Genomic DNA, 23,705 nt, shown 5'->3' with positions numbered 1-23,705 from the left:
AGTTGGTGATGATTACAATAAAAGGAAAAACCGTCATCGCCAAGTTGAATAATCATCAGATGAAAGTGAGGCAACATTGGATGAAAGCAACTGGAATAGTTCGTCGAATCGATGATTTGGGTCGTGTTGTCATTCCTAAAGAAATACGTAGAACTTTGCGTATCCGCGAAGGGGATCCGTTAGAGATTTTCGTTGATCGAGACGGAGAAGTCATCTTAAAAAAGTATTCACCTATAAGTGAATTGGGTGATTTTGCCAAAGAATATGCTGAAGCACTTTTCGATAGCCTCGGAAACCCTGTATTAATTTGTGATAGAGATACCGTTATTGCAATGGCAGGCGGTTCCAAGAAAGAATACTTAAATAAAAATATTAGTGATGTAGTTGAAAAAACAATGGAAGAACGAAATTCAGTGCTGTTTACTCAAAAGGGTGACATCGCCTTAGTGGATGGAAATGAAGAAGCAATAACTTCATATACGATCGGCCCTATTATTGCAAATGGTGATCCAATCGGGGCAGTCATCATTTTTTCTAAAGAAGGAACTCTTGGCGAAGTGGAGCAGAAGGCTGTTGAAACAGCAGCTGGTTTCTTAGCTCGACAAATGGAGTCATAAAAGAACTAATCCTATTTAACAAATTTTAAAAAGACAGCCATTGCTGTCTTTTTTATTTAGTTTAAAAGGACTCTTCCCATGATATAATAACCTTCGAGTTTGTATATTTTGTCTAGCTCCAGCGCTAAACGGGCGCTTGCGCTTTTCTTAGTAGGTGAATAAATGAAGTCTGTGAATCAATCAAAGGCTCTGTTTAGAGGAGCCTTTATCCTAATGCTTGCGGCCCTTATTACAAAAATTTTAAGTGCCTTTTATCGAATTCCTTTTCAAAACATTGTCGGAGATGTTGGCTTTTACATATATCAGCAAGTATATCCGTTTTATGGGATGGCCATCGTCCTTTCGACGACTGGCTTTCCAGTCGTCATTTCAAAGCTCTATGCGGAGCAGAAACAAAAAGGTGATGACGAAAAATCACGCTTGCTTCTTTTTGTATCATTTATTTATTTGCAATTATTTGGTTTTATCTGTTTCCTTATTCTTTACTTTGGTGCTGAAGCAATCGCTGTTTGGATGAATGACCCCCATCTCTCGATTCTATTAAGGGTAGTCTCGATTGTGTTTCTAATGTTTCCAATGATGTCGACTCTGAGAGGCTATTACCAAGGGATTGGGAACATGGTCCCCACGGCACTATCACAGGTGGGGGAACAAACCACACGAGTATTGACGATTCTCTTTTTGGCCTCTCTTTTTATAGAAAAGGGTTATTCCCTTTATCTTGTCGGCGGTGGGGCCATGTTTGGTTCGATTACCGGCAGTATGATCTCAGGAATTATCTTGTTTATGTTTTTATGGATACGTAAAGAATGGAAGGTAGTAGCACCAAGGCAAGGAATGTTTCAAAGATATGCAAACGATGCAAAAAAGATCTTTAAGGCCCTTGTCTATCAGGGTCTCACGATTTGTATTAGCGGGATGCTCATGATATTTATCCAATTAGCCGATGCTTTGAATCTCTACTCCCTGCTTGTCGGAAGCGGGATTGATAGAGACGTGGCTAAAAGCCTTAAGGGGATATTTGACCGTGGACAGCCATTAATTCAGTTAGGAACCATTGCTGCCACCTCCATGTCTTTAACCCTTGTTCCCTTAATCACAAGAGAGCGGTTGGCTGCCAAACCTGAATTTTTACAACACAAAATTCAAGTAGCTCTTAAAGTGAGTATCATTTTCGGTTTGGGTGCCTCTTCAGGTCTATGGGCAATCATTAAACCGACTAACACAATGCTGTTTGAAAATGAAGCTGGTTCAGCGGTGTTAGGGGTATTGAGTTTTGTGATCTTGTTTACGTCGCTTACTGCGACGATAATCGCCATTATGCAGGGCATGGGTGTGCTGCTATTTCCAGCCATCGCAGTTGCATGTATATTTCCGTTAAAATATATCCTAAATGTTTATTTGGTACCCTTATATGGAACAATGGGTGCTGCCATTTCATCACTTATTTCGCTGGGAATGGTCACAGCACTGCTATTCATTCAATTTAAAAAGGTCGTTCGGGTTTCACTATTCTCCCTTCACTTTTGGAGAACGATCATAATGGCCACCGCATCGATGGTCCTCTTTTTAAAGGTTTATTTATATATGTTCGGCTTGGATAATTATGGTCGAATCGAAGCTGTCTTTCAATCGTTAAGCGCGGTAATCGTTGGTGGTTTCCTCTTTTTATTGATTATTATTAGAGGCAAAATCTTTCGTGAGGAAGAATTGGCGCTATTTCCATTTGGAAGTACATTAATAAAATTATTGGCCCGAAAGGATAGGAATTAACAATGGTAAGAAGGATTGAAATTCTAGGTTTAGGTGCAGGAGATTTGGAACAACTTCCTGTTGGTGTATATAAGAAGTTACTTAAAGCAAACTCGTTATTTTTGCGGACGAAGGAACATCCGGTGGTCTCTGAGTTGGAGAAAGAAGGATTAAGGTATACTTCATTTGATTCAATCTATGAAAAACACGATCAATTCGAGGAAGTATATGAAGAAATTGTCGAGACGCTGTTGCAAAAGGCAGAAAGCGAGACGATTGTTTATGCTGTCCCAGGACATCCACTAGTAGCAGAGCGGGCTGTGCAGCTTCTTTTGGCGTATGGACCAACAAGGGATATTGAAATAAGCATTGGCGGAGGACAAAGTTTTATTGATGCCTTATTTACCTCGTTAAAGATTGACCCGATTGAAGGGTTTCAGTTACTTGATGGGACATCACTCAACGCAGCACAACTGCAAATTGACCAACATATGATTGTGAGCCAAGTATATGACCAATTTGTTGCCTCTAACGTTAAATTAACCTTAATGGAAAAATTACCAGATGATTATCAGGTTTATATCGTTACAGCGGCAGGGAGCAGTCAAGAAATAATCGAAAAAGTTCCATTGTTTGAATTGGACCGAAATGTATCGATTAACAATCTGACGTCCGTTTATATTCCGCCAGTCAAAGAGGAACAAATCCTATTGAAGAATTTTTCAAAGTTAAGGGAAATTATTGCTGAACTTAGGAGTCCAACTGGCTGCCCGTGGGATAGAGAGCAAACCCATGAATCCTTAAAAAAATATTTAATAGAAGAAACCTACGAAGTAATTGACGCAATTAACCATGAAGATATTGACCATTTAATTGAAGAACTGGGCGATGTACTGCTGCAGGTCATGCTCCATGCCCAAATCGGTGAAGATGATGGTTATTTTTCGATTGATGACATTATTGAAGGATTATCAGCGAAAATGATTCGCCGCCATCCCCATGTGTTTGGAAATGGTCAGGCGGATAATGCCGAAGAGGTGGTAAGAAACTGGCAGGAAATTAAGAAGCAGGAAAAAGGTGAAGTGCCTTCTTCTTTACTTGAAGGCGTGTCAATGGCCCTGCCGAATTTGTTAAGAGCGTATGAATTGCAAAAGAAAGCGGCAAAGGTTGGCTTTGATTGGCAGGAAATCACACCTGCGCTGGAGAAAGTGAAAGAAGAACTCGAAGAATTTGTGAATGAATTAGACGGAACAGACGAAGGCATGGCACGGGCTAAAGGGGAATTTGGCGATTTACTATTTGCGTTTGTCAATGTTGCCAGATTCTTGAAGATTCATCCAGAAGAAGCATTGTTTGAAACGAATGAAAAGTTTACACGCCGTTTTCGATTTGTCGAGGAAAAAGTAAAGGACAGTGGCAGGACATTTGAAGAACATGCACTGGAACAACTCGACCAATACTGGGACGAAGCTAAGTTATTAGGACTTTAGAAGAAGGGGAGATCATCCATGCGTCTAGATAAGTTTTTAAAAGTATCGCGATTAATCAAAAGAAGGACCTTAGCAAAAGAGGTGTCTGACCAAGGGAGAATCGAAATTAATGGGAAGGAGGCCAAGGCTTCTTCAACGGTTAAAGTCGGGGATGAATTAACAATCCGACTGGGGCAAAGAAAAGTTACCGCAAGGATTGACCGGATCCAGGATACCACCCGCAAAGAGGAAGCAGCAGAGATGTATACGATCATCAATGAAGAAAGAATTGGCTCCACAGAATTCCCAATGTAGTAACCGAGTTCTAATTTTCAAATCCTTCACATAAATTGTATCAAAAAGGTTGTACAAATGATTGTGAGGGATGTTAATGAGCCAGTATTATGATACTAATCCAACAAAGAGCAGTGTTCCAGACCATGACGTCATCATGAGAGGCAGAAAACTTCTTGAGATTACCGGTGTCAAACAAGTGGAGAGTTTTGATAATGAAGAATTTTTATTAGAAACATCGATGGGATTTTTAGCAATCAAAGGACAGAATTTGCAAATGAAAAATCTCGATGTAGAAAAGGGGATTGTTTCGATTAAGGGGAAAATTTTTGATTTAGTTTACCTTGACGAACAGCACGGGGAGAAAGCTAAAGGGTTCTTTAGTAAGTTATTCCGATGACCCTCTCGACTCAATTTATTACGTTGCTTTCAATGATAGGAATGGGGTCGTTATTCGGCGCCATGTTCGATACCTATCAGCGGTTTTTAAATCGGCCGAAAAGAAAGCAGTGGATTGTATTCTTTAATGATTTATTATTTTGGATGATCCAAGCTGTGATCATATTTTACACGTTATTTTTAGTGAATAATGGGGAATTAAGATTTTATATCTTCCTCGCACTTATTTGTGGATTTGCCGCCTACCAGAGTTTATTTAAAGGGATTTACCTTCACTTGCTGGAGGTATCGATTAAAACAACGATAGCTGTCAGCCGCTTTATAAAAAAAGCTTTCCATCTCCTGATTTATAAACCAATCTTGGGTCTTATTCAGCTAATTATTATCATTATCATTTCAATTGGCAGGGGGCTTTTAACCCTTGTTAGATTTATGGGTAAGGTTTTACTATTTATACTAAAGATTATTTTTGTGCCGTTACAAAAAATTATGTTAATTTTTTGGAAACTTTTGCCGAAAAGTCTTAAAAATTCCGTCGAGAAGTTATATAATAAAACGGCAGGAAATTTTCACAAAATCAGGAATTATATAAGTAAGCTGATTAATAGATGGAAAAAACCAAAAGAGTAAGGCGGTGAGGGATATGGGAGCAGAACAAAAGAAAAGTGTGTCAAAGATCCAGACAACATATGTTAAACAGCAGGAGTATGCAGAAATTGCCTCAGCTAGGAAAAAGAAATTATTAGCAAGGCGGCTGTCGATGTTTTTGGTTTTGGCCAGTATTCTCTCTTATTTAATGATTTCCAGCACCATTTCCCAAACTGCTAAACTCAAGGCAAAGATTGCTCAAAAGAAGGAACTTAATCACCAATTAACAGACTTAAAGAATCAGCAGGATATTCTCAATGAAAATATTATTAAATTAAATGATGATGATTATATTGCAAAGTTAGCTAGAAAAGAATATTTCTTCTCTGAGAAAAATGAAATTATTTTTACGATCCCTGATGAAAAAAAGGGGAAATGAACCAATTTGTAGCCATATTGACACTGATTTTTTTCTTTTTGTATAATATAGAGTAGATTGATTTTTTATACTTTTAAGGAGGAACATTCTTTCTATGTCAATTGAAGTAGGCAGCAAGTTACAGGGGAAGGTAACAGGAATTACTAATTTTGGAGCGTTTGTGGAGCTGCCGGGTGGCTCAACAGGACTCGTACACATCAGCGAGGTTGCGGACAACTATGTGAAAGATATTAATGATCATTTAAAGGTTGGCGACCAAGTTGAGGTAAAAGTCCTCAATGTTGAGAAGGATGGGAAAATTGGACTGTCGATTAAAAAAGCGAAGGATCGACCAGAGACGCAGCAAAGGTCCCATTCAAACTCACAATCACAACGTCCTCGTCAGGGTAGAAACAACGATCGCAATAATGCTAAGCCGGAAAATTTTGAAACCAAAATGGCAAAATTTTTAAAAGATAGTGAAGATCGTTTATCTTCCTTAAAACGGCACACGGAGTCCAAGCGTGGAGGAAGAGGAGCTAAGCGGGGGTAAACTTGCTGTTAACTTTTATCAGAATAAGAGTGGCCTTACTCAATATCTATAAATCTAAGACAGGTCTAAATGGCCTGTCTTTTTTTGTTTTCCAATAAAAAAGTGTCAGGCACCATGTGAATTCTTCACATGGTGCCTGACACCCAATGATGACACCCAACGACACAAATTACTATTATTTGAATGATAATAGTGAAAAGCGTCGAACGATTCTTTTTGCTTGTTCACTAATTTGACAAACTTTTCTGACTATTAATTTTATAATTATCTGAACAATGAAAGAATAGGGAGTGTGATTTATGGAAAAGACAAATGCTAGTTTCATAGAACCAGTCAGAGAAGTTAATCTTCATTCATCCAAATGGGCTATGCAGAGTGGATTGAAAAAAATTCAACTAATGCTAGAGTCCTTTTTCATAAAAAAGGGGTATCTGTTATTATTGGTGGGTTTTTTGCTGGGACGGGCCTTGATTTTGGCAAAGTTGACTCCATTTTGCCTTCCCTTTTTTGCCTCTGTTTATTTAATTAAACGAGATCGGGCACCGCTTGCCTTGATCGGATTGATTATCGGTGCAGTGACCATTTCGCTTACAAATGCGGCATTTACCTTCGTAGTTACACTCAGCTACATGGTAGTTTTCCGAATATGTAAGAAATGGTTAAGGAATGAAATGAAATCGACACCTTTTATTGTCGGTATTGTGCTTGGGCTGGGGAAACTGGCTGAAGCGTTTATACTTTCACAGCAATTGACACTATATGATTTAATGATGGTCGGAGTTCAAACAAGTCTTGCTTTTATTTTGACGTTAATTTTTTTACAAAGTATCCCATTGCTAACCTTTAATAAACGGAGACAATTGTTAAAAACGGAAGAAATCGTTTGTCTAATCATTATGCTCGCTTCGATTATGACGGGGACAATTGGCTGGAAGGTTTATGACCTATCGGTGGAGCATATTATGTCGAGATACCTAGTATTAGTGTTTTCTTTTATTGCTGGTGCAACAGTCGGTTCGACAGTGGGAGTCGTCACTGGGTTAATTTTTAGTCTTGCTAGCGTGTCTAGTTTTTACCATATGAGTTTACTTGCTTTTTCAGGTGTCTTGGGAGGCTTGATGAAGGAGGGTAAAAAAATAGGTGTTTCAATTGGATTATTTATCGCTACGCTCCTAATTGGCATGTATGGGGAAGGCGGAGGGTCCATTCTGCTTACTGTATTAGAGTCAGCTGCGGCCATCTTCTTATTCCTCTTAACACCTCAGGTATTAACTTCTCGGTTAGCCAAGTATATCCCTGGTACACCGGAGTACACAGCAGAGCAGCAAAAATATATGCGTAAGATGCGCGATGTTACGGCACAGCGGGTTTCACAATTCTCTAATGTCTTCCATGCCTTGTCCAAAAGCTTTTCACAAATGGAGATCCAGCCAAAAGAAGAGCAAAGTGAACGTGAAATGGATTACTTTATGAGTAACGTAACTGAAAAAACCTGCCAAACATGCTTTAAGAAGGATCAATGCTGGGCGAACAATTTTAATACAACCTATGCCTATATGGAAGAAATTATTCATGAAATGGATCAAAACGACGGGAATGTTTCTACTAAACTATCGCGCGAATGGGAAAAGATTTGTACACGATCAAAAAGAGTGTACGAATCGATTGGGCAAGAATTAACGTTTTTTCAAGCCAATCAAAAGTTGAAAAAGCAGGTTCAGGAAAGCCGCAGACTTGTTGCGGATCAATTATTAGGTGTGTCCGAAGTGATGGATAATTTCGCGAAAGAGATCCAACGGGAAAGAGAAAACCACCACAAGCAGGAAGAACAAATTATGGAGGCCATGCAATCGTTCGGAATCCATATTGAACAGGTGGAAATCTATAGCCTCGAGCAAGGAAATGTCGATATTGAGATGTCTTTGCCATTTTGCGATGGCCATGGTGAATGTGACAAGTTAATAGCGCCGATGTTATCAGATATTCTCGGTGAAACCATTGTCGTTAATAAGGAAGAATGTGCAACCATTCCGAATGACTTTTGCCGCGTGACATTCAGATCATCAAAGGCGTTTACTGTAGAAACAGGAATCGCCCATGCTGCCAAGGATGGGGGTCTTGTATCGGGAGACAGCTATTCGACGATTGAACTCGGATTAGGAAAATATGCGATCGCCATTAGTGATGGAATGGGAAATGGCGAGAGAGCCCATTACGAGAGTAAAGAAACACTGCTCCTATTACAAAAAATCCTCCAATCAGGAATCGAGGAGAAGGTTGCGATTAAATCTGTTAACTCGATCCTCTCGCTCCGGACGCAGGATGAAATTTTTTCTACATTAGATTTAGCGATGATTGATCTGCAAAATGCTTCAGCCAAGTTCCTTAAGATTGGATCCACACCAAGCTTTATTAAAAGAGGGAGTAAGATTATTAAAATTCAGGCAAGCAATCTGCCAATAGGAATGATTCAAGAATTTGAAGTGGATGTGGTCAGTGAACAACTAAAAGCTGGAGATTTACTAATTATGATGAGCGATGGGGTGTTTGAAGGTCCCTTGCATGTAGAAAATTATGATTTATGGATGAAAAGAAAATTACAAGGATTAGAGACAGATAATCCGCAGGAGGTAGCTGATTTAATTCTCGAGGAAGTCATTCGATCGAGATCTGAAATCATCCATGATGATATGACCGTGACCGTAGCGAAAATAAAACATAATACGCCAAAATGGGCATCCATTCCTGTTCCCAAATTGAAACGGCAGGCCTAATAGAGTATTTTACACCGTCTCTCATTAAAATATGTATAAATCATTTAGATCCCGTCGAAAATGGTACCAATACATGTTGTGAAGGGAGAAGGTTATGTATACAGGGAAAATTCGCCAAATTTTACTTATTACCGATGGATGTTCCAATCAAGGGGACGATCCAATTGCCATGGCTGCACTAGCGAGAGAACAAGGAATCACCGTCAATGTCATCGGTGTGATGGAGCAGGATACCATTGATGAAAAAGGAATGACTGAAATTGATGGGATTGCGATGTCAGGAGGGGGAGTCAGTCAGATTGTCTATGCCCAGCAGCTCTCACAAACGGTGCAAATGGTAACCCGTAAGGCGATGAATCAAACTATTCAAGGTGTGGTTAACCGTGAATTGCAACAAATTTTGGGACGCTCGCAAACAATGGAAGACCTCCCGCCTGAAAAACGCGGGGAAGTGATGGAGGTTGTCGATGAATTAGGAGAAACTGTCGAATTAGAAGTGTTGATTCTTGTCGATACAAGCGCAAGTATGAAACACAAACTTCCGACAGTTAAAGAAGCCCTGCTTGACCTCTCTCTAAGCTTGAACGCTCGAACTGGAGATAATCAATTTTCGGTTTATGTATTTCCCGGGAAAAAGAAAGATGTCGAAAAATTGCTGGATTGGACACCTAAACTGCAAACTCTGACAAGTGTATTCTCCCAGTTGTCCACTGGAGGAATAACACCGACAGGACCCGCGTTACGGACAGCGTTATCCTCTTTCGAAGAAAAACAATCCCTAAGGAGCCTGCTTTCACGTGATGATGAATCATACTTTGAAGAGTCAATGTAAGGTAAGCCAAGGGACAATCATTTCAGGGAAATGGCATTTAAAAAAGTATAAAATTATAAAGGAACTTGGATTTGGAGCAAACGGGGTGGTCTACCTTGCTGAGCATAATAGCACTCAAGTCGCTTTAAAAATGAGTGATAATGGTATGTCAATCACTTCTGAGGTAAATGTTTTAAAATCCTTAGCAAAGGTCCAGGGACCCCCAACCCTTGGACCTTCTTTGCTTGATGTCGATGATTGGCAGAGTAATAACGGACGCATTTCCTTTTACGTGATGGAATATATCCAAGGACCAGACTTTTTATCTTTTTTACAACAAAAGGGGAAATCCTGGACAAGTGTGTTATTTTTGCAGCTTTTAAATGATTTAGACAAGCTTCATGAACATGGCTGGGTATTCGGTGACCTAAAGCCAGAAAATTTAATCGTCACAGGTCCTCCTCCAAAAATAAGATGCATTGATGTTGGCGGCACGACCATTCAAGGAAGAGCGATTAAGGAATTCACGGAGTTCTATGACCGTGGTTATTGGGGACTGGGGTCTAGGAAAGCTGAGCCTTCCTATGACCTTTTTGCAGTGGCAATGATTATGATTAATACCGCCTATCCAAAAAGATTAACGAAAACCAGTGGAGGAATATCGCAATTAAGAGATGCGATCCGACAGAAGCCAGAACTGCTAGCGTGGGAAAAGGTCATCCTAAAAGCACTTCAAGGCCATTATAGCAGCGCTAAACAAATGAGAGCAGACTTAGTAGATCTTATGGTAGATAAAAAAATGCCCGATCCGCCCTTAAAGCCCATTGGTCCGACCAAACCTTCCCAAAAACAGCCGCCCCGGCCAGATTCAAAAGGGAACCAGCCTGTAACAAGGCAGCACTATCGGAAAAAGAAAAAAAAGAGTGGCTGGATGGAATTTTGGTTAATAGCGATCGTGTTAGGTCTTTTATATGGCTGGTACACATTTAATAAATTGCTGTAATTGTTGAAACTATTCCCAAGGTCATTCGTATAAGAAGAAAGGTTATTTAATACGTAGTTCTGTAAGCGGATAACTAAGAAAAATTTCTAAGCATTTTGTAATGCCAATGCTTTGATAGTTTATTCGTAAAAGTGGTAGACTAATGTTATTCTAAACGTTTTAATGCTTTAAACTTTGTTTTAAGAAAGAGTGCAATCATATGTTGGAAACTAAGGTCAAGGCCTTTCTTAATCACCAGGGATTCAGATTAGAATCCAAAAAGATTGTCATTGGTGTTTCGGGAGGCCCGGATTCGCTAGCACTGCTTCACTTTTTGCTTGCGGAACAAGAGAAACAAAATATGACCCTTGTTGTAGCCCATGTAGACCATATGTTTCGTGGTCAGGAGTCCTATGAGGATGCTATGTTCGTCAAAGCATTTTGTGAACAGAATAATCTTCCGTTTGAGATGACTCGCGTCAATGTGCCAGAAATTATCGAAAGCACAGGAAAAAGTTCGCAAATCGCCGCAAGAGATGTAAGGTATGAGTTTTTTTCTAAGATTATGGAAAAGTATCAGTATCGATTTTTAGCCCTTGCACATCATGGTGATGATCAAATCGAAACCATGCTAATGAGATTTACGAGAGGCAGTGCGGGACTGGCTCGAGCGGGTATTCCTTTTTCGAGGCCATTTGAACAGGGAATCATTTTTCGTCCATTTTTAGGATTGGAAAGGGCTGATATTCAGGAATATTGCCTAAATCATAAGCTAAGCCCACGAATAGATCCGAGTAACGAGAAAGGGATCTATAGTAGAAATCGCTTTCGAAAAGAAGTTGTCCCTTTTTTAAAAAAGGAAAATCCACATGTGCATGAACATTTTCAACGGTTCAGCGAAGAATTAAAAAGTGATGAAACCTTTCTTCTGGAGTTAACTGTCCAACGAATGAATACAGTTATGACAAAAAAGGAAGAAAGTGAAATCCGCATTGACATTAAACACTTTCTTGAAGTGCCTATACCTTTACAAAGGCGAGGGATTCAACTAATATTAAACTATCTTTACAAAGAAATACCAGCTTCATTATCTGCCGTACATATCGATCAAGTATTTTTCATAATTAATCATCCCCATCCATCAGGTCAACTTGATTTGCCCAATGGTTTAAAAGTTTCCCGTTCCTATCATTCCCTTTCCTTCCAATTTCAACCGATCGAGGTTGGGTCCTATCATTTTGAAATGACAGAGCCTGGAACGATTTTATTGCCAAATGGCGGGGAAATTAGCAGCAAATATATGGAGGGGGACATTCCAGCGACAAATCCATACACTGCCTTGTTTCATACAAGCAGTATTCAGTGGCCGATTATCATTCGTTCAAGGAAATTGGGTGATCGGATGACAATTAAGGGAATGCAAGGATCGAAAAAGTTAAAATCCATATTTATTGATCAGAAAGTACCAGTTCATGATCGAAATATGTGGCCTGTACTCACCGACAAAGAAGGTTCTATTATCTGGCTTCCAGGTTTAAAAAAATCTTCTCTTGAAGGCATAGATTACTCAGTTAAACAATATATACTATTCAAATATCAAAAGTAACGATCTTCTAGGGGGCACATTTAGAATGAAACAGGATATTGAAAAGGTCTTAGTATCAGAAGAAGAGATTCAAATTAAAATCCGGGAGTTAGCTGGACAATTAACGGAAGAGTATCAGGATCGATTTCCGCTTGCCATAGGTGTTCTAAAAGGGGCAATGCCGTTTATGGCTGATTTATTAAAACGGATGGATTGCTACCTTGAAATGGACTTTATGGATGTTTCCAGCTACGGAACTGGGCTTGTTTCTTCCGGAGAAGTAAAAATCCTCAAGGACCTAGATACATCTGTAGAAGGCAGAGACATTCTAATTATCGAGGATATTATCGATAGCGGTCTAACACTTAGTTATTTGGTTGACCTATTTAAATATCGGAAAGCAAAATCGATCAAGATTGTAACACTGCTCGATAAACCAACAGGTAGAAAAAGTGCAATTAAAGCTGATTATGTTGGTTTTATTGTGCCAGATGAATTTGTTGTTGGATATGGCTTGGATTATATTGAAAAATATCGAAACCTTCCATATATCGGTGTCTTAAAACCTGAAGTATACAGCAATAATCTTTAAGATACTTATCCGCTCATTCCTAAAGCAACATATAAAGCTTTAAGCATGAGAGTAATTCCTTGAATTAGTAAGATTTTCTATGATACCATTTAGTATAGTTTGCCTATCGTGGGAGGAGGTAAGAGATGAATCGGATTTTCCGTAATACCATCTTTTATTTATTGATATTTTTAGTCATTATTGGCGTGGTAAGTTTCTTTAATGGAAGCAATGAACAAACGGATCATATTTCATATGATAAGTTTGTAACGCAATTAGAAAATGGCGAAGTGAAATCATTTTCAATGCAGCCTGAACGAGGCGTTTATGAAGTTCGTGGTGAGTTAGAAGCGAAAAGCAAAAAATTCATAACCTATATTCCAAACAGCGAAAAGATTCTTGAGCGAATTGATAAAGCTGATTCTAAAGTGGAAGTAATGCCTGCCAAGGAAACAAGCGGATGGGTGACTTTCTTTACATCGATTATTCCGTTTGTGATTATCTTTATTTTATTTTTCTTCTTATTAAACCAAGCCCAAGGCGGCGGCAGCCGTGTGATGAACTTTGGTAAATCTAAGGCGAAGCTTTATAATGATGATAAGAAAAAGGTTCGATTTAGAGATGTAGCTGGTGCGGATGAAGAAAAAGCAGAATTGGTTGAAGTAGTGGAATTCTTAAAGGATCCGCGGAAATATGCCGAACTGGGTGCCCGTATTCCAAAAGGAGTGCTTCTAGTGGGCCCTCCAGGTACTGGTAAAACATTGCTTGCTAGAGCAACTGCAGGAGAAGCAGGCGTTCCGTTTTTCTCGATAAGCGGTTCAGATTTCGTTGAAATGTTTGTCGGGGTCGGAGCTTCCCGTGTTCGTGATTTATTTGAAAATGCCAAGAAAAATGCACCTTGTATAATTTTTATTGATGAAATTGATGCAGTTGGACGTCAACGTGGCGCAGGACTAGGCGGCGGACATGATGAACGTGAGCAAACCTTGAACCAATTGCTCGTTGAAATGGATGGTTTTGGGGCTAATGAAGGAATTATCATTATTGCTGCTACAAACCGTGCCGATATTTTGGATCCAGCTCTTTTACGTCCTGGTCGTTTCGACCGACAAATTACCGTGGACCGTCCGGATGTGATTGGACGTGAAGCAGTACTTAAGGTACATGCACGTAATAAACCGTTAGATGAATCTGTAAACTTAAAGAATATTGCGATGCGTACACCGGGCTTTTCAGGTGCTGACTTAGAGAACTTGTTGAATGAGGCGGCATTAGTTGCAGCCCGAAGCAGTAAGAAGAAAATCGATATGGAAGATATTGATGAAGCGACCGACCGAGTAATTGCTGGGCCAGCTAAAAAGAGCAGGGTTATTTCCCAAAAGGAACGTAATATCGTTGCATTCCATGAGGGCGGCCATACGGTGATTGGTTTGGTGCTAGATGAAGCCGACATGGTACACAAAGTTACCATCGTTCCTCGTGGGCAAGCAGGCGGATATGCTGTCATGCTTCCTAGAGAAGATCGTTACTTTATGACGAAGCCTGAGTTGCTTGATAAAATTGTTGGCTTACTCGGTGGGCGTGTAGCGGAAGAGATTGTCTTTGGTGAAGTAAGTACTGGAGCCCACAACGATTTCCAACGCGCTACAGGAATTGCTCGTAAGATGGTAACCGAATACGGTATGAGTGAAAAGCTTGGACCGCTTCAGTTTGGTCAAGGTTCAGGCGGCCAGGTTTTCTTAGGCCGTGACATTCATAATGAGCAAAATTATTCCGATGCAATTGCATATGAAATCGATTTAGAAGTTCAAAGAATTATTAAAGAATGTTATGAACGAGCAAGAGTAATTCTGACAGAAAATCGCGATAAGCTTGATCTAATTGCGAAGACATTACTTGAAGTTGAAACGCTTGTGGCTGAACAGATTAAATATTTGGTTGATCATGGCCATATGCCAGAACCTAATGTCGCTTTAGAAGCCGTTAAAATCGGTCCGAAAAAGGTAGAAGACGTGAAGGTTAATATCAATACGAAAAAGGAAGAGGTTGAGCCGCTTAACCCTCCTAATGAAACAGATAATAAATAAATCATCCAAAGAGTGCTTCATTGAAGCGCTCTTTTTTTTTATCAAAAAACATATTTATGTTATTATGTTTTCAGTATAGAAGTGAATAATCTGAAAAGTGAGTGATAGATGTGATTTTCGTATTTGATGTAGGGAATACCAATATTGTACTGGGTGTTTATGATCGTGAGGAACTTAAATATCATTGGCGTGTAGAAACAAATAGAAATCGTACGGAAGATGAGTTTGGAATGAACATTAAAGCATTGTTTGATCATGCTGGCCTCTCTTTTTCAGATATTGATGGCATTATTATTTCCTCTGTCGTTCCACCAATTATGTTTGCGCTGGAAAGAATGTGTCAAAAGTATTTTCATGTGAAGCCGCTTGTTGTTGGACCAGGGATTAAAACGGGTTTAAATATTAAATATGAAAATCCAAGAGAAGTTGGGGCGGACCGAATCGTTAATGCTGTTGCCGCTATCCACGAATATGGCAGTCCTTTGATTATTGTCGATTTTGGAACCGCAACAACTTATTGTTATGTGAATGAGGAACGCCAATATATGGGTGGTGCGATTGCCCCGGGAGTGGGTATTTCAACAGAGGCCCTTTATTCGAGAGCTTCAAAATTGCCGAGAATTGAAATAGCCCGCCCTGAAGCGGTAATCGGCAAAAATACCGTGGCGGCGATGCAGGCTGGTATTGTCTACGGGTATGTGGGACAGGTAGAGGGCATCGTAAAGAGGATGATGGAGCAAAGCGAGAAGAAGCCAACGGTCATTGCGACAGGCGGACTAGCTAATTTAATTGCCCAAGAATCAACCATTATTGATATAGTCGATCCATTTTTAACTTTAAAAGGCCTACAGCTTATCTATAAGAGAAACGTGGATATCCTAAGGAATAACAGCTAGAAGGGGGTTAACATATGAAGGATTATCTTGTAAAAGCACTTGCCTATGATGGCAATATTCGAGCGTATGCCGTTCGTACAACAGAAACGGTAAGTGAGGCGCAAAGACGCCATCAAACCTGGCGGACAGCATCAGCTGCACTCGGCCGTACGATGACCGCAGGGGTAATGATGGGGGCTATGCTTAAGGGTGAGGATAAATTAACAATTAAGATCAACGGCGGCGGCCCGATTGGCCCGATTGTTGTGGATAGCAATGCCAAAGGGGAAGTGCGGGGGTATGTAACCAACCCAGAAGTTGATTTTGAATCAACTGAAAATGGCAAGCTTGATGTCCGCCGTGCGGTGGGTACCGAAGGGACGCTCGCGGTTGTCAAGGATGTAGGGCTTCGTGATTTTTTCTCTGGACAGGTTCCATTGGTATCGGGTGAATTAGGAGAAGACTTTACGTATTACTTTGCGACATCTGAGCAGACTCCCTCTTCGGTTGGTGTTGGTGTTTTAGTAAATCCCGATGATAGCATATTGGCAGCAGGCGGGTTTATTTTTCAATTAATGCCTGGGACACCGGAGCCCATCATTTCAAATCTTGAAGAAAGATTAAAAACCATTGAGCCCATTTCCAAATTAATTGAACGAGGTTTAACACCAGAACAGATCCTCGAAGAGCTTTTTGGCAAAGAGCAAGTAAAGGTCTTAGAAACGATGCCAGTGGGCTTTGAATGTAATTGCTCTAAAGAACGCTTTGCTAATGCGATTGTTGGCTTAGGGGCAGCAGAGATCCATGCCATGATTGAAGAAGATGGACAGGCTGAGGCTCATTGTCACTTTTGTAATGAAAAGTACCTCTTTTCGAGCGATGAATTGGAAGAACTGAAAAAGGATGCAAAGTAAGGTGCTTACGCTTTTCTGATTGGGGGAGAGACGTTGGGGAGGAAGCAACTTTGGATGGTTATTGCGGCCCTGATCATGGTTAATTGCCTAACAATCGCCTTTTTTCTATCAAAGGCAAATCTGGCAGGCGGAGCAGTAATGAATGAAGAGGCAGTTGCAACAGTCGGAAAAAAAACCATCCTAAGACAAGAATGGCTGAATGAACTAGAAGCCAGATATGGAAAAGATGTTTTAAAAGAAATGGTCGATCAAAAGGTCATAGAGGAAATGGCAGCAAAATATAAAATTAAAATAACCAATCAAGATGTTGAGCGTGAATATAGAATGCTGCAAGCTACCTATAATTCTTTGAGTAAACAAACCGTGAAGAATGAAGAGAAGTGGAAGGAACAAATCCGAAGCAACCTCCTTTTAGAGGAACTTTTAACAAAAGATGTCGAGGTTTCAACCGATGAATTAAGTAACTATTATGAAAAAAATAAAGAGCTTTTTCATGTGCCGCCTGCCTTTCATTTATCACATATCGTTGTGAGTACAGAGGAAGAAGCAGACCAGGCTTTACAAGAATTGGCACAAGGTTCGAACTTTTCGACATTAGCGATGGAACGGTCGATTGATGAATTTTCAGCTAATGAAGGCGGAGATATAGGATACCTTAGTGAGGAAGATGAACGGTATCCGGTCCAATATATCCAAATAGCTAAGGAATTAAAGAAAGGCGCCTACAGTATGCCGATTAAGGTAGACCAGGGTTATGCAATCATTAAGCTAGAAGGAAAAATAAATGGAAAGAAATATTCCTTTAAAGATGTAAAAGAGCAAATTCGTCGCCAAATTGCTCTAGAACAAATGAAATCGCCAGCTACTGCTTCTACTTTTTGGGATGATGCTAAGGTGGATTGGTTTTACGGTAAAGAAGGAAACTAAAAACACAGATGTTATTTCTGTGTTTTTTCATTTCCAAATTTGAAATATTGTAAATATAGCGAACAAAACGATTGACAAACTAAGTATAAAACTGGTAAATTTAATTATATAAATCCAATCAAATTACTCGGAATAGGGGTGCTCTAAATGGTTCGTGTTGCAAATTCAGTTGCCGATTTAGTCGGTCAAACGCCTATCGTTAAATTAAACAGATTAGTAGATGAAAATAGTGCAGAGGTTTATTTGAAACTTGAATATTTTAATCCTGGAAGCAGTGTAAAGGATCGTATCGCTTTAGCTATGATTGAAGCAGCAGAAGAACAAGGTTTAATTAAACCTGGTGTCGATACCATTATTGAGCCTACAAGTGGAAATACTGGAATTGGACTAGCTATGATTGCTGCAGCAAAAGGTTACAAGGCCGTTTTTGTTATGCCTGAAACGATGAGTTTGGAAAGACGGAATCTACTTCGTGCTTACGGTGCGGAACTTGTGTTAACACCTGGTCCAGCTGGTATGAAGGGTGCTATTGCTAAGGCAGAAGAATTAGTACAGGAACATGGTTATTTCTTACCCCAGCAATTTAAGAACCAAGCGAATCCTGAAGTTCATAGAAGAACAACAGGTAAAGAAATCGTTGCACAAATGGATCAATTAGATGGATTTGTTTCAGGAATCGGAACTGGAGGAACGATCTCTGGAGCAGGAAGTGTTCTTCGTGAAAAATTCCCTGAAATAAAAATCGTTGCTATTGAACCAACAGATTCACCTGTTCTTTCTGGCGGATCACCTGGCCCGCATAAGCTTCAAGGTCTTGGAGCAGGATTTATTCCAGAAACCTTAAATACTGATATTTATGATGAAGTGATTCAAGTTGGAACGGAAGATGCTTTTGCTGCATCAAGACGTGCAGCTAGAGAAGAAGGAATTCTTGGTGGTATTTCTTCAGGAGCAGCAATCCACGCTGCATTAGAAGTTGCGAAGAAACTTGGAAAAGGTAAAAAGGTTCTAGCAATTATTCCTGATAACGGTGAACGTTATTTAAGTACAGCGCTTTATCAGTATGATGCTGAATAAATAGTAAAGTGGCAACGCCTGTTTAGCGGCGTTGCAACTAGACAATTAAAGAGAGGCGTCGGCTTACCGATGCTTCTTTTTTTTGTAAACTAATTAAGATTTCATGTATGATAAAAAGAGTGAAAAAAGCCTGTATAGGAGGATTAGGTATGAGAGCAACTCAAGAACAAATCAAATGTGGACCATATACCTTGGATAGTAGTAAAAAAACCATTATTATGGGCATTTTAAATGCAACTCCAGATTCCTTTTCAGATGGCGGCAAATTCAATCATGTTGAAATGGCTGTTGAACGAGCAAAAGAAATGGTCGTAAATGGGGCTGATATCATTGATATTGGCGGTGAATCGACACGGCCTGGCTTTGCAGTGGTTCCCCTCGAGGAAGAACTCAAACGGGTAATGCCGGTAATTGAGGCAATCGCTAAGCATGTCGATGTACCAATCTCGATTGATACGTATAAGGCAGAAGTGGCAAAGCAGGCGATTGAAGCAGGAGCCCATATAATCAATGATGTATGGGGGGCAAAAGCCGATGAAAAAATGGGTCAAGTTGCTGCAGACTACGGTGTTCCAATCGTGCTTATGCATAATCGTCATGACCGAAACTATAAGGTTTTCATGAGAGATGTCATTAATGATCTTTATGAAAGTATAACGATTGTCAAAAATGCAGGTGTAACGGATGAAAATATTATTCTCGACCCTGGTATCGGTTTTGCGAGGGATTATCAAGAAAATCTGCTAACTATGCAGAATTTAGATACATTTGTTAAACTAGGCTATCCAGTATTATTAGGGACATCCAGAAAAACAATGATTGGACAGGCATTAGATCTTCCAGTTCACGAAAGAATGGAAGGTACAGGAGCAACGATTTGTTATGGAATCCAAAAGGGCTGCCACATAATACGTGTTCACGATGTCAAGGAAATGAGCAGGATGGCAAAAATGATGGATGCCTTAATGGGAAAGGGTGAACTGATTGGATAAAATTTATGTCAATCGAATGGAGTTTTACGGCTACCATGGTGTTTTCCCGGAAGAGACTCGGCTGGGACAGCGATTTGAGGTTGATTTAACCGTTTCCCTTGATTTAAAAAAAGCAGGCGAAACAGATGAACTGGAGCACTCAGTAAATTATGCTGAGTTATACCAAGTATGTAAGGAAATAATCGAGGGGCAGCCGTATAAGTTAGTCGAAGCTGTTGCAGAAAGCATTGCTTCAAACGTCCTGATGGGGTTTCCACTTGTATCCGAGGTTACAGTAACCGTGATTAAGCCAAATCCGCCGATTGCAGGCCATTACAGGTCTGTTGCAGTAGAAATTACAAGGAGAAGATAAAAGTGGAAAACACAGCGTTTATTTCCCTTGGCTCGAATCTAGGAAACCGATATGATAATTTAACGAGTGCAATCAAAAAATTAACAAGCTATTCTGATCTTCATTTGGTAAATTACTCCTCAATTTACGAAACAGATCCGGTTGGCTATGAAGACCAAGATTTATTTTTGAATATGGTAATTGAGATTCAGACGGCATTAAGTCCAATGGAATTGCTGGATTTATGCTTAAAAATCGAATTGGAACTTGGGAGAAAAAGGGAAATAAAGTGGGGTCCGCGAACAATAGACCTTGACATTCTTACCTTTAACCAAGAAAATATTGAAAGCGAGAAGCTCATAGTTCCACATCCGAGGATGTTAGAACGGGCTTTTGTAATTATTCCACTTTTAGAGATAATTCACGACAGTCCATTTTTAAAGATAAATAAATTGCTTGAATCATCGTTAGAAGAATTACCTGATAAAGAAGGAGTCCGAATATGGAAGCGGAAAAATGGGGAAGACGGATTCGTGCCTATCGGAAGCTAAAGGGCTTTACACAAGAAGGCTTTTCGAAGGAACTAGGTGTATCTGTATCGATTTTAGGAGAGATTGAAAGAGGAAATCGCCTGCCTGCAGTTGACCTGCTTGAGAGAATTGCGCATTCATTAAAAGTAAGTATTGATGATTTAACGCCTAAGGAATAAGTTCATCAAAGAATAGGGGGTGGCTTCATGTTGAAAATTGGCGATATTGAAATGAAGAATCCAGTGGTTTTAGCTCCAATGGCTGGGGTATGTAATTCTGCATTCCGTCTAACGGTGAAAGAGTTCGGTGCTGGTTTAGTTTGTGCAGAGATGGTAAGCGATAAAGGTATCGTTTATAAAAACGAAAAAACAATGAATATGCTTTACATCGATGAGCGTGAAAAACCGCTTAGTTTGCAAATTTTTGGAGGCGTAAGGGAAACACTTGTCGAAGCAGCCAAATTTGTTGATAAGAATACCAATGCTGATATTATCGATATTAATATGGGCTGCCCTGTTCCAAAAATCACTAAATGTGATGCGGGAGCAAAGTGGCTTCTTGATCCAAATAAGATCTACGAGATGGTTTCTGCGGTAGTTGCGGAAGTGGAAAAGCCTGTTACCGTGAAAATGCGGATGGGCTGGGATGAACAGCATATTTTCGCTGTGAAAAATGCCCAAGCAGTAGAACGCGCAGGAGGAAAGGCTGTGTCGCTTCATGGCCGAACGCGTGTTCAAATGTATGAAGGAAAAGCTAACTGGGATATCATCCGTGAAGTAAAGCAAAACCTTAACATTCCGTTAATTGGGAATGGGGACGTCCAGACACCACAGGATGCAAAACGAATGCTCGAGGAAACTGGTGTGGACGGAGTCATGATTGGAAGAGCTGCCTTAGGAGATCCATGGATGATTTATCGTACCGTACAATATTTAGAAACTGGTATATTAATGCCTCAACCAACTGTTAGAGAAAAGATTGATGTATGTATTCTTCATCTTGACCGTTTAATCGCTCTGAAAAATGAAAATATTGCGGTTCGCGAAATGCGCAAGCATGCTGCTTGGTATTTAAAAGGGGTCCGCGGCAACGCTAAAGTTCGTAATGCCATTAATGAGTGTGAAACAAGAGATCACTTAGTGACAGTATTAAACGACTTAGTGTTAGAAGTTGAGGAACAAGAACAAAGTCAGTTGATCGTAGGGTAAATTTGTCACTTAAAGTGTCTTTTTCGATACTAATTGGATGCTGCCAGTGAAATAACTGGCAGTTTTTATTTTATTAAGATCTTTTTTGATGTCTGAAAGTATAAGTTTGTGTAAAATAATAAAGTATGTAGAAAAATGGATGGATTAATAAAAGCATTTTACATAATAAATGATTATTGGAGTGGATTTTATGAGTCAGGAAGATTTAAATGACCAATTAAGGGTCAGACGTGAAAAAATGAACACGATGCGCGAAAATGGTCTTGATCCATTTGGTAAGCGTTTTGACCGTTCACACAATACAAATGAATTGATCGAGCAATATGGAGAATTAGAAAAAGAAGACATCGAAGCAAAAAACATTTTCGTTTCTTTAGCAGGCCGAATTATGACGAAGCGTGGAAAAGGTAAAGCAGGTTTTGCGCATGTTCAAGATTTAACAGGTCAAATTCAAGTATATGTTCGTCAGGATGCTATTGGTGAAGAGAATTACAAACTATTTGATACAGCTGACCTAGGGGATATTATTGGGGTAACTGGAACATTATTTAAAACAAAAGTGGGCGAGCTATCGGTAAAGGTAGTAAACTTTGTGTTCTTAACAAAGGCATTGCGTCCGCTGCCTGATAAGTTCCATGGGCTTAAAGATGTGGAACAGCGTTACCGCCAGCGTTATTTAGATTTAATCATGAGCCAGGAAAGTAAGGCGACATTTATTGCGAGAAGCCGCATTATTCAATCGATGCGTCGTTATTTAGATGACCATGGTTATTTAGAAGTTGAAACACCTATGATGCATTCTATCGCTGGGGGTGCGTCCGCACGTCCGTTCATTACGCATCATAATGCTCTCGATATGCCGTTGTTTATGAGGATTGCCATTGAGCTTCACTTAAAACGGTTAATTGTCGGCGGTCTGGAAAAGGTTTATGAAATTGGCCGTGTATTCCGTAATGAAGGGGTCTCTACCCGTCATAACCCAGAATTCACAATGATTGAACTTTACGAAGCCTACGCAGATTATCGTGATATCATGAGTCTTACTGAGAATTTAATCGCCCACATTGCTCAAGAAGTAGTTGGTTCTACTACAATTCAATATGGGGAATATGAAGTAGACCTTAAACCGGAATGGAAAAGACTTCACATGGTTGATGCCATCAAAGAATACACGGGTGCAGATTTCTGGAAAGAGATGAGTGTGGAAGAGGCTCGTGAACTTGCTAAAGAACATGGTGTCGAAATTAATAACAACATGCTTTATGGTCACATAGTAAATGAATTCTTTGAGCAAAAAGTAGAAGAAAAGTTAATCCAGCCTACTTTTATTTACGGCCATCCAGTAGAAATTTCTCCGCTTGCGAAGAAAAATGATGAGGATCCAAGATTTACAGATCGTTTTGAATTATTTATTGTAGCGCGCGAGCATGCCAACGCGTTTACAGAGCTTAATGATCCGATTGATCAAAGAGAACGATTCGAAGCGCAATTAAAGGAACGCGAACAAGGGAATGATGAAGCCCATATGATGGATGATGACTTCGTTGAAGCGCTGGAGTATGGTATGCCGCCTACTGGAGGATTAGGAATTGGGATAGACCGCATAGTTATGCTGCTGACTAATTCACCATCTATTCGCGACGTACTGTTATTCCCATTAATGCGTCATAAGTAATATCTTTAAAAAGTGCCTTTGCTGAACTGGCACTTTTTTTATTGCTTTTAGCCGTGAAGAGTTAGAATAGTTTTACTTTGTAATTTTATATAAAAAAATAATAAATACTATTGCAGTAGGTCTTTAATGGTGGTATATTAATATCTGTTGCTGCGAGACAGTGATGGCAAGAAAAAAGAAATAAAAAAAGTTATTGACTTTACATTGATAACTTGATAAGATTATAAAGTCGCTTTTAGGCGATAGAGAAAATTGATCTTTGAAAACTAAACAAAC

Annotated in this window: 24 protein-coding genes; all 24 read left to right on the top strand. The window is 39.7% G+C overall.

Annotated elements, in window-relative coordinates; all coding sequences use genetic code 11:
- Window positions 1–80 precede the first annotated feature (80 nt).
- The 24 genes from spoVT to lysS all read left to right on the top strand — a co-directional run bounded on the left by spoVT (window position 81) and on the right by lysS (window position 23,429).
- Window positions 81–617 (top strand): stage V sporulation protein T, encoded by a 537-nt coding sequence (gene spoVT, locus COE25_RS17760; RefSeq protein ID WP_088084930.1) that lies wholly within the window; start codon window positions 81–83, stop codon window positions 615–617.
- Window positions 618–779: 162 nt separating this feature from the next.
- Window positions 780–2,390: a putative polysaccharide biosynthesis protein gene (locus COE25_RS17755; protein ID WP_098933551.1), complete on the top strand. Its 1,611-nt coding sequence runs from the start codon at window positions 780–782 to the stop codon at window positions 2,388–2,390.
- 2 nt (window positions 2,391–2,392) lie between these two features.
- Window positions 2,393–3,859: a bifunctional methyltransferase/pyrophosphohydrolase YabN gene (gene yabN / locus COE25_RS17750; protein WP_098933550.1), complete on the top strand. Its 1,467-nt coding sequence runs from the start codon at window positions 2,393–2,395 to the stop codon at window positions 3,857–3,859.
- 18 nt (window positions 3,860–3,877) lie between these two features.
- Window positions 3,878–4,153: an RNA-binding S4 domain-containing protein gene (locus COE25_RS17745; RefSeq protein ID WP_088084933.1), complete on the top strand. Its 276-nt coding sequence runs from the start codon at window positions 3,878–3,880 to the stop codon at window positions 4,151–4,153.
- Between the two features lie 76 nt (window positions 4,154–4,229).
- Window positions 4,230–4,532, top strand: a complete 303-nt coding sequence (gene yabP, locus COE25_RS17740; protein WP_088084934.1) for a sporulation protein YabP — start codon at window positions 4,230–4,232, stop codon at window positions 4,530–4,532.
- Window positions 4,529–5,161: a spore cortex biosynthesis protein YabQ gene (gene yabQ / locus COE25_RS17735; RefSeq protein WP_088084935.1), complete on the top strand. Its 633-nt coding sequence runs from the start codon at window positions 4,529–4,531 to the stop codon at window positions 5,159–5,161. The genes yabP and yabQ overlap by 4 nt, the downstream gene beginning before the upstream one ends.
- Window positions 5,162–5,174: 13 nt before the next feature.
- Window positions 5,175–5,558 carry an FtsB family cell division protein gene (locus tag COE25_RS17730; RefSeq protein WP_088084936.1) on the top strand — a complete coding sequence of 128 codons (384 nt, stop codon included), beginning with the start codon at window positions 5,175–5,177 and terminating at the stop codon, window positions 5,556–5,558.
- 94 nt (window positions 5,559–5,652) lie between these two features.
- Window positions 5,653–6,090, top strand: coding sequence for a S1 domain-containing RNA-binding protein (locus tag COE25_RS17725; RefSeq protein ID WP_088084937.1), 438 nt, complete (start codon window positions 5,653–5,655; stop codon window positions 6,088–6,090).
- A 299-nt stretch (window positions 6,091–6,389) separates the two neighbouring features.
- A complete protein-coding gene (gene spoIIE / locus COE25_RS17720; protein WP_088084938.1) occupies window positions 6,390–8,864 on the top strand; it encodes a stage II sporulation protein E in 2,475 nt (824 codons plus the stop codon).
- Between the two features lie 94 nt (window positions 8,865–8,958).
- Complete coding sequence (locus COE25_RS17715) at window positions 8,959–9,696, top strand: vWA domain-containing protein (RefSeq protein ID WP_088084939.1); 738 nt, start codon at window positions 8,959–8,961, stop codon at window positions 9,694–9,696.
- Window positions 9,665–10,678 (top strand): serine/threonine protein kinase, encoded by a 1,014-nt coding sequence (locus tag COE25_RS17710; protein ID WP_098933549.1) that lies wholly within the window; start codon window positions 9,665–9,667, stop codon window positions 10,676–10,678. The genes COE25_RS17715 and COE25_RS17710 overlap by 32 nt, the downstream gene beginning before the upstream one ends.
- A 199-nt stretch (window positions 10,679–10,877) precedes the next feature.
- Complete coding sequence (tilS, locus tag COE25_RS17705) at window positions 10,878–12,263, top strand: tRNA lysidine(34) synthetase TilS (RefSeq protein WP_098933548.1); 1,386 nt, start codon at window positions 10,878–10,880, stop codon at window positions 12,261–12,263.
- Window positions 12,264–12,288: 25 nt separating this feature from the next.
- Window positions 12,289–12,834, top strand: a complete 546-nt coding sequence (gene hpt / locus COE25_RS17700) for a hypoxanthine phosphoribosyltransferase (RefSeq protein WP_088084942.1) — start codon at window positions 12,289–12,291, stop codon at window positions 12,832–12,834.
- Between the two features lie 125 nt (window positions 12,835–12,959).
- Window positions 12,960–14,900, top strand: coding sequence for an ATP-dependent zinc metalloprotease FtsH (gene ftsH / locus COE25_RS17695; protein ID WP_098933547.1), 1,941 nt, complete (start codon window positions 12,960–12,962; stop codon window positions 14,898–14,900).
- A gap of 110 nt (window positions 14,901–15,010) precedes the next feature.
- Entirely contained in the window at window positions 15,011–15,796 is a 786-nt protein-coding gene (locus COE25_RS17690; RefSeq protein WP_098933546.1) for a type III pantothenate kinase, read from the top strand.
- Between the two features lie 14 nt (window positions 15,797–15,810).
- The gene (hslO, locus tag COE25_RS17685) at window positions 15,811–16,689 is read left to right on the top strand and encodes an Hsp33 family molecular chaperone HslO (RefSeq protein WP_098933545.1); all 879 of its coding nucleotides are present in this window, start codon (window positions 15,811–15,813) and stop codon (window positions 16,687–16,689) included.
- Between the two features lie 33 nt (window positions 16,690–16,722).
- Entirely contained in the window at window positions 16,723–17,616 is an 894-nt protein-coding gene (locus tag COE25_RS17680) for a peptidyl-prolyl cis-trans isomerase (protein WP_098933544.1), read from the top strand.
- Between the two features lie 147 nt (window positions 17,617–17,763).
- Window positions 17,764–18,693: a cysteine synthase A gene (gene cysK / locus COE25_RS17675; protein ID WP_098933543.1), complete on the top strand. Its 930-nt coding sequence runs from the start codon at window positions 17,764–17,766 to the stop codon at window positions 18,691–18,693.
- A 149-nt stretch (window positions 18,694–18,842) separates the two neighbouring features.
- Window positions 18,843–19,685, top strand: a complete 843-nt coding sequence (gene folP, locus COE25_RS17670; protein WP_098933542.1) for a dihydropteroate synthase — start codon at window positions 18,843–18,845, stop codon at window positions 19,683–19,685.
- Entirely contained in the window at window positions 19,678–20,037 is a 360-nt protein-coding gene (folB, locus tag COE25_RS17665; protein ID WP_098933541.1) for a dihydroneopterin aldolase, read from the top strand. Before folP ends, folB begins: the two co-directional genes overlap by 8 nt.
- 2 nt (window positions 20,038–20,039) lie before the next feature.
- On the top strand, window positions 20,040–20,567 hold the full coding sequence (gene folK / locus COE25_RS17660; protein WP_098933540.1) for a 2-amino-4-hydroxy-6-hydroxymethyldihydropteridine diphosphokinase: 528 nt from the start codon (window positions 20,040–20,042) through the stop codon (window positions 20,565–20,567).
- On the top strand, window positions 20,519–20,725 hold the full coding sequence (locus COE25_RS17655; protein WP_088084951.1) for a helix-turn-helix domain-containing protein: 207 nt from the start codon (window positions 20,519–20,521) through the stop codon (window positions 20,723–20,725). Before folK ends, COE25_RS17655 begins: the two co-directional genes overlap by 49 nt.
- A 27-nt stretch (window positions 20,726–20,752) precedes the next feature.
- The gene (dusB, locus tag COE25_RS17650; protein WP_088084952.1) at window positions 20,753–21,754 is read left to right on the top strand and encodes a tRNA dihydrouridine synthase DusB; all 1,002 of its coding nucleotides are present in this window, start codon (window positions 20,753–20,755) and stop codon (window positions 21,752–21,754) included.
- A 190-nt stretch (window positions 21,755–21,944) separates the two neighbouring features.
- Window positions 21,945–23,429: a lysine--tRNA ligase gene (gene lysS, locus COE25_RS17645; protein ID WP_098933539.1), complete on the top strand. Its 1,485-nt coding sequence runs from the start codon at window positions 21,945–21,947 to the stop codon at window positions 23,427–23,429.
- Window positions 23,430–23,705 lie beyond the last annotated feature (276 nt).

The organism is Bacillus sp. AFS031507 (genome assembly GCF_002584635.1).
Lineage (GTDB): Bacteria > Bacillota > Bacilli > Bacillales > Cytobacillaceae > Neobacillus.
This window is presented reverse-complemented; position numbering and strand designations above follow the sequence as displayed.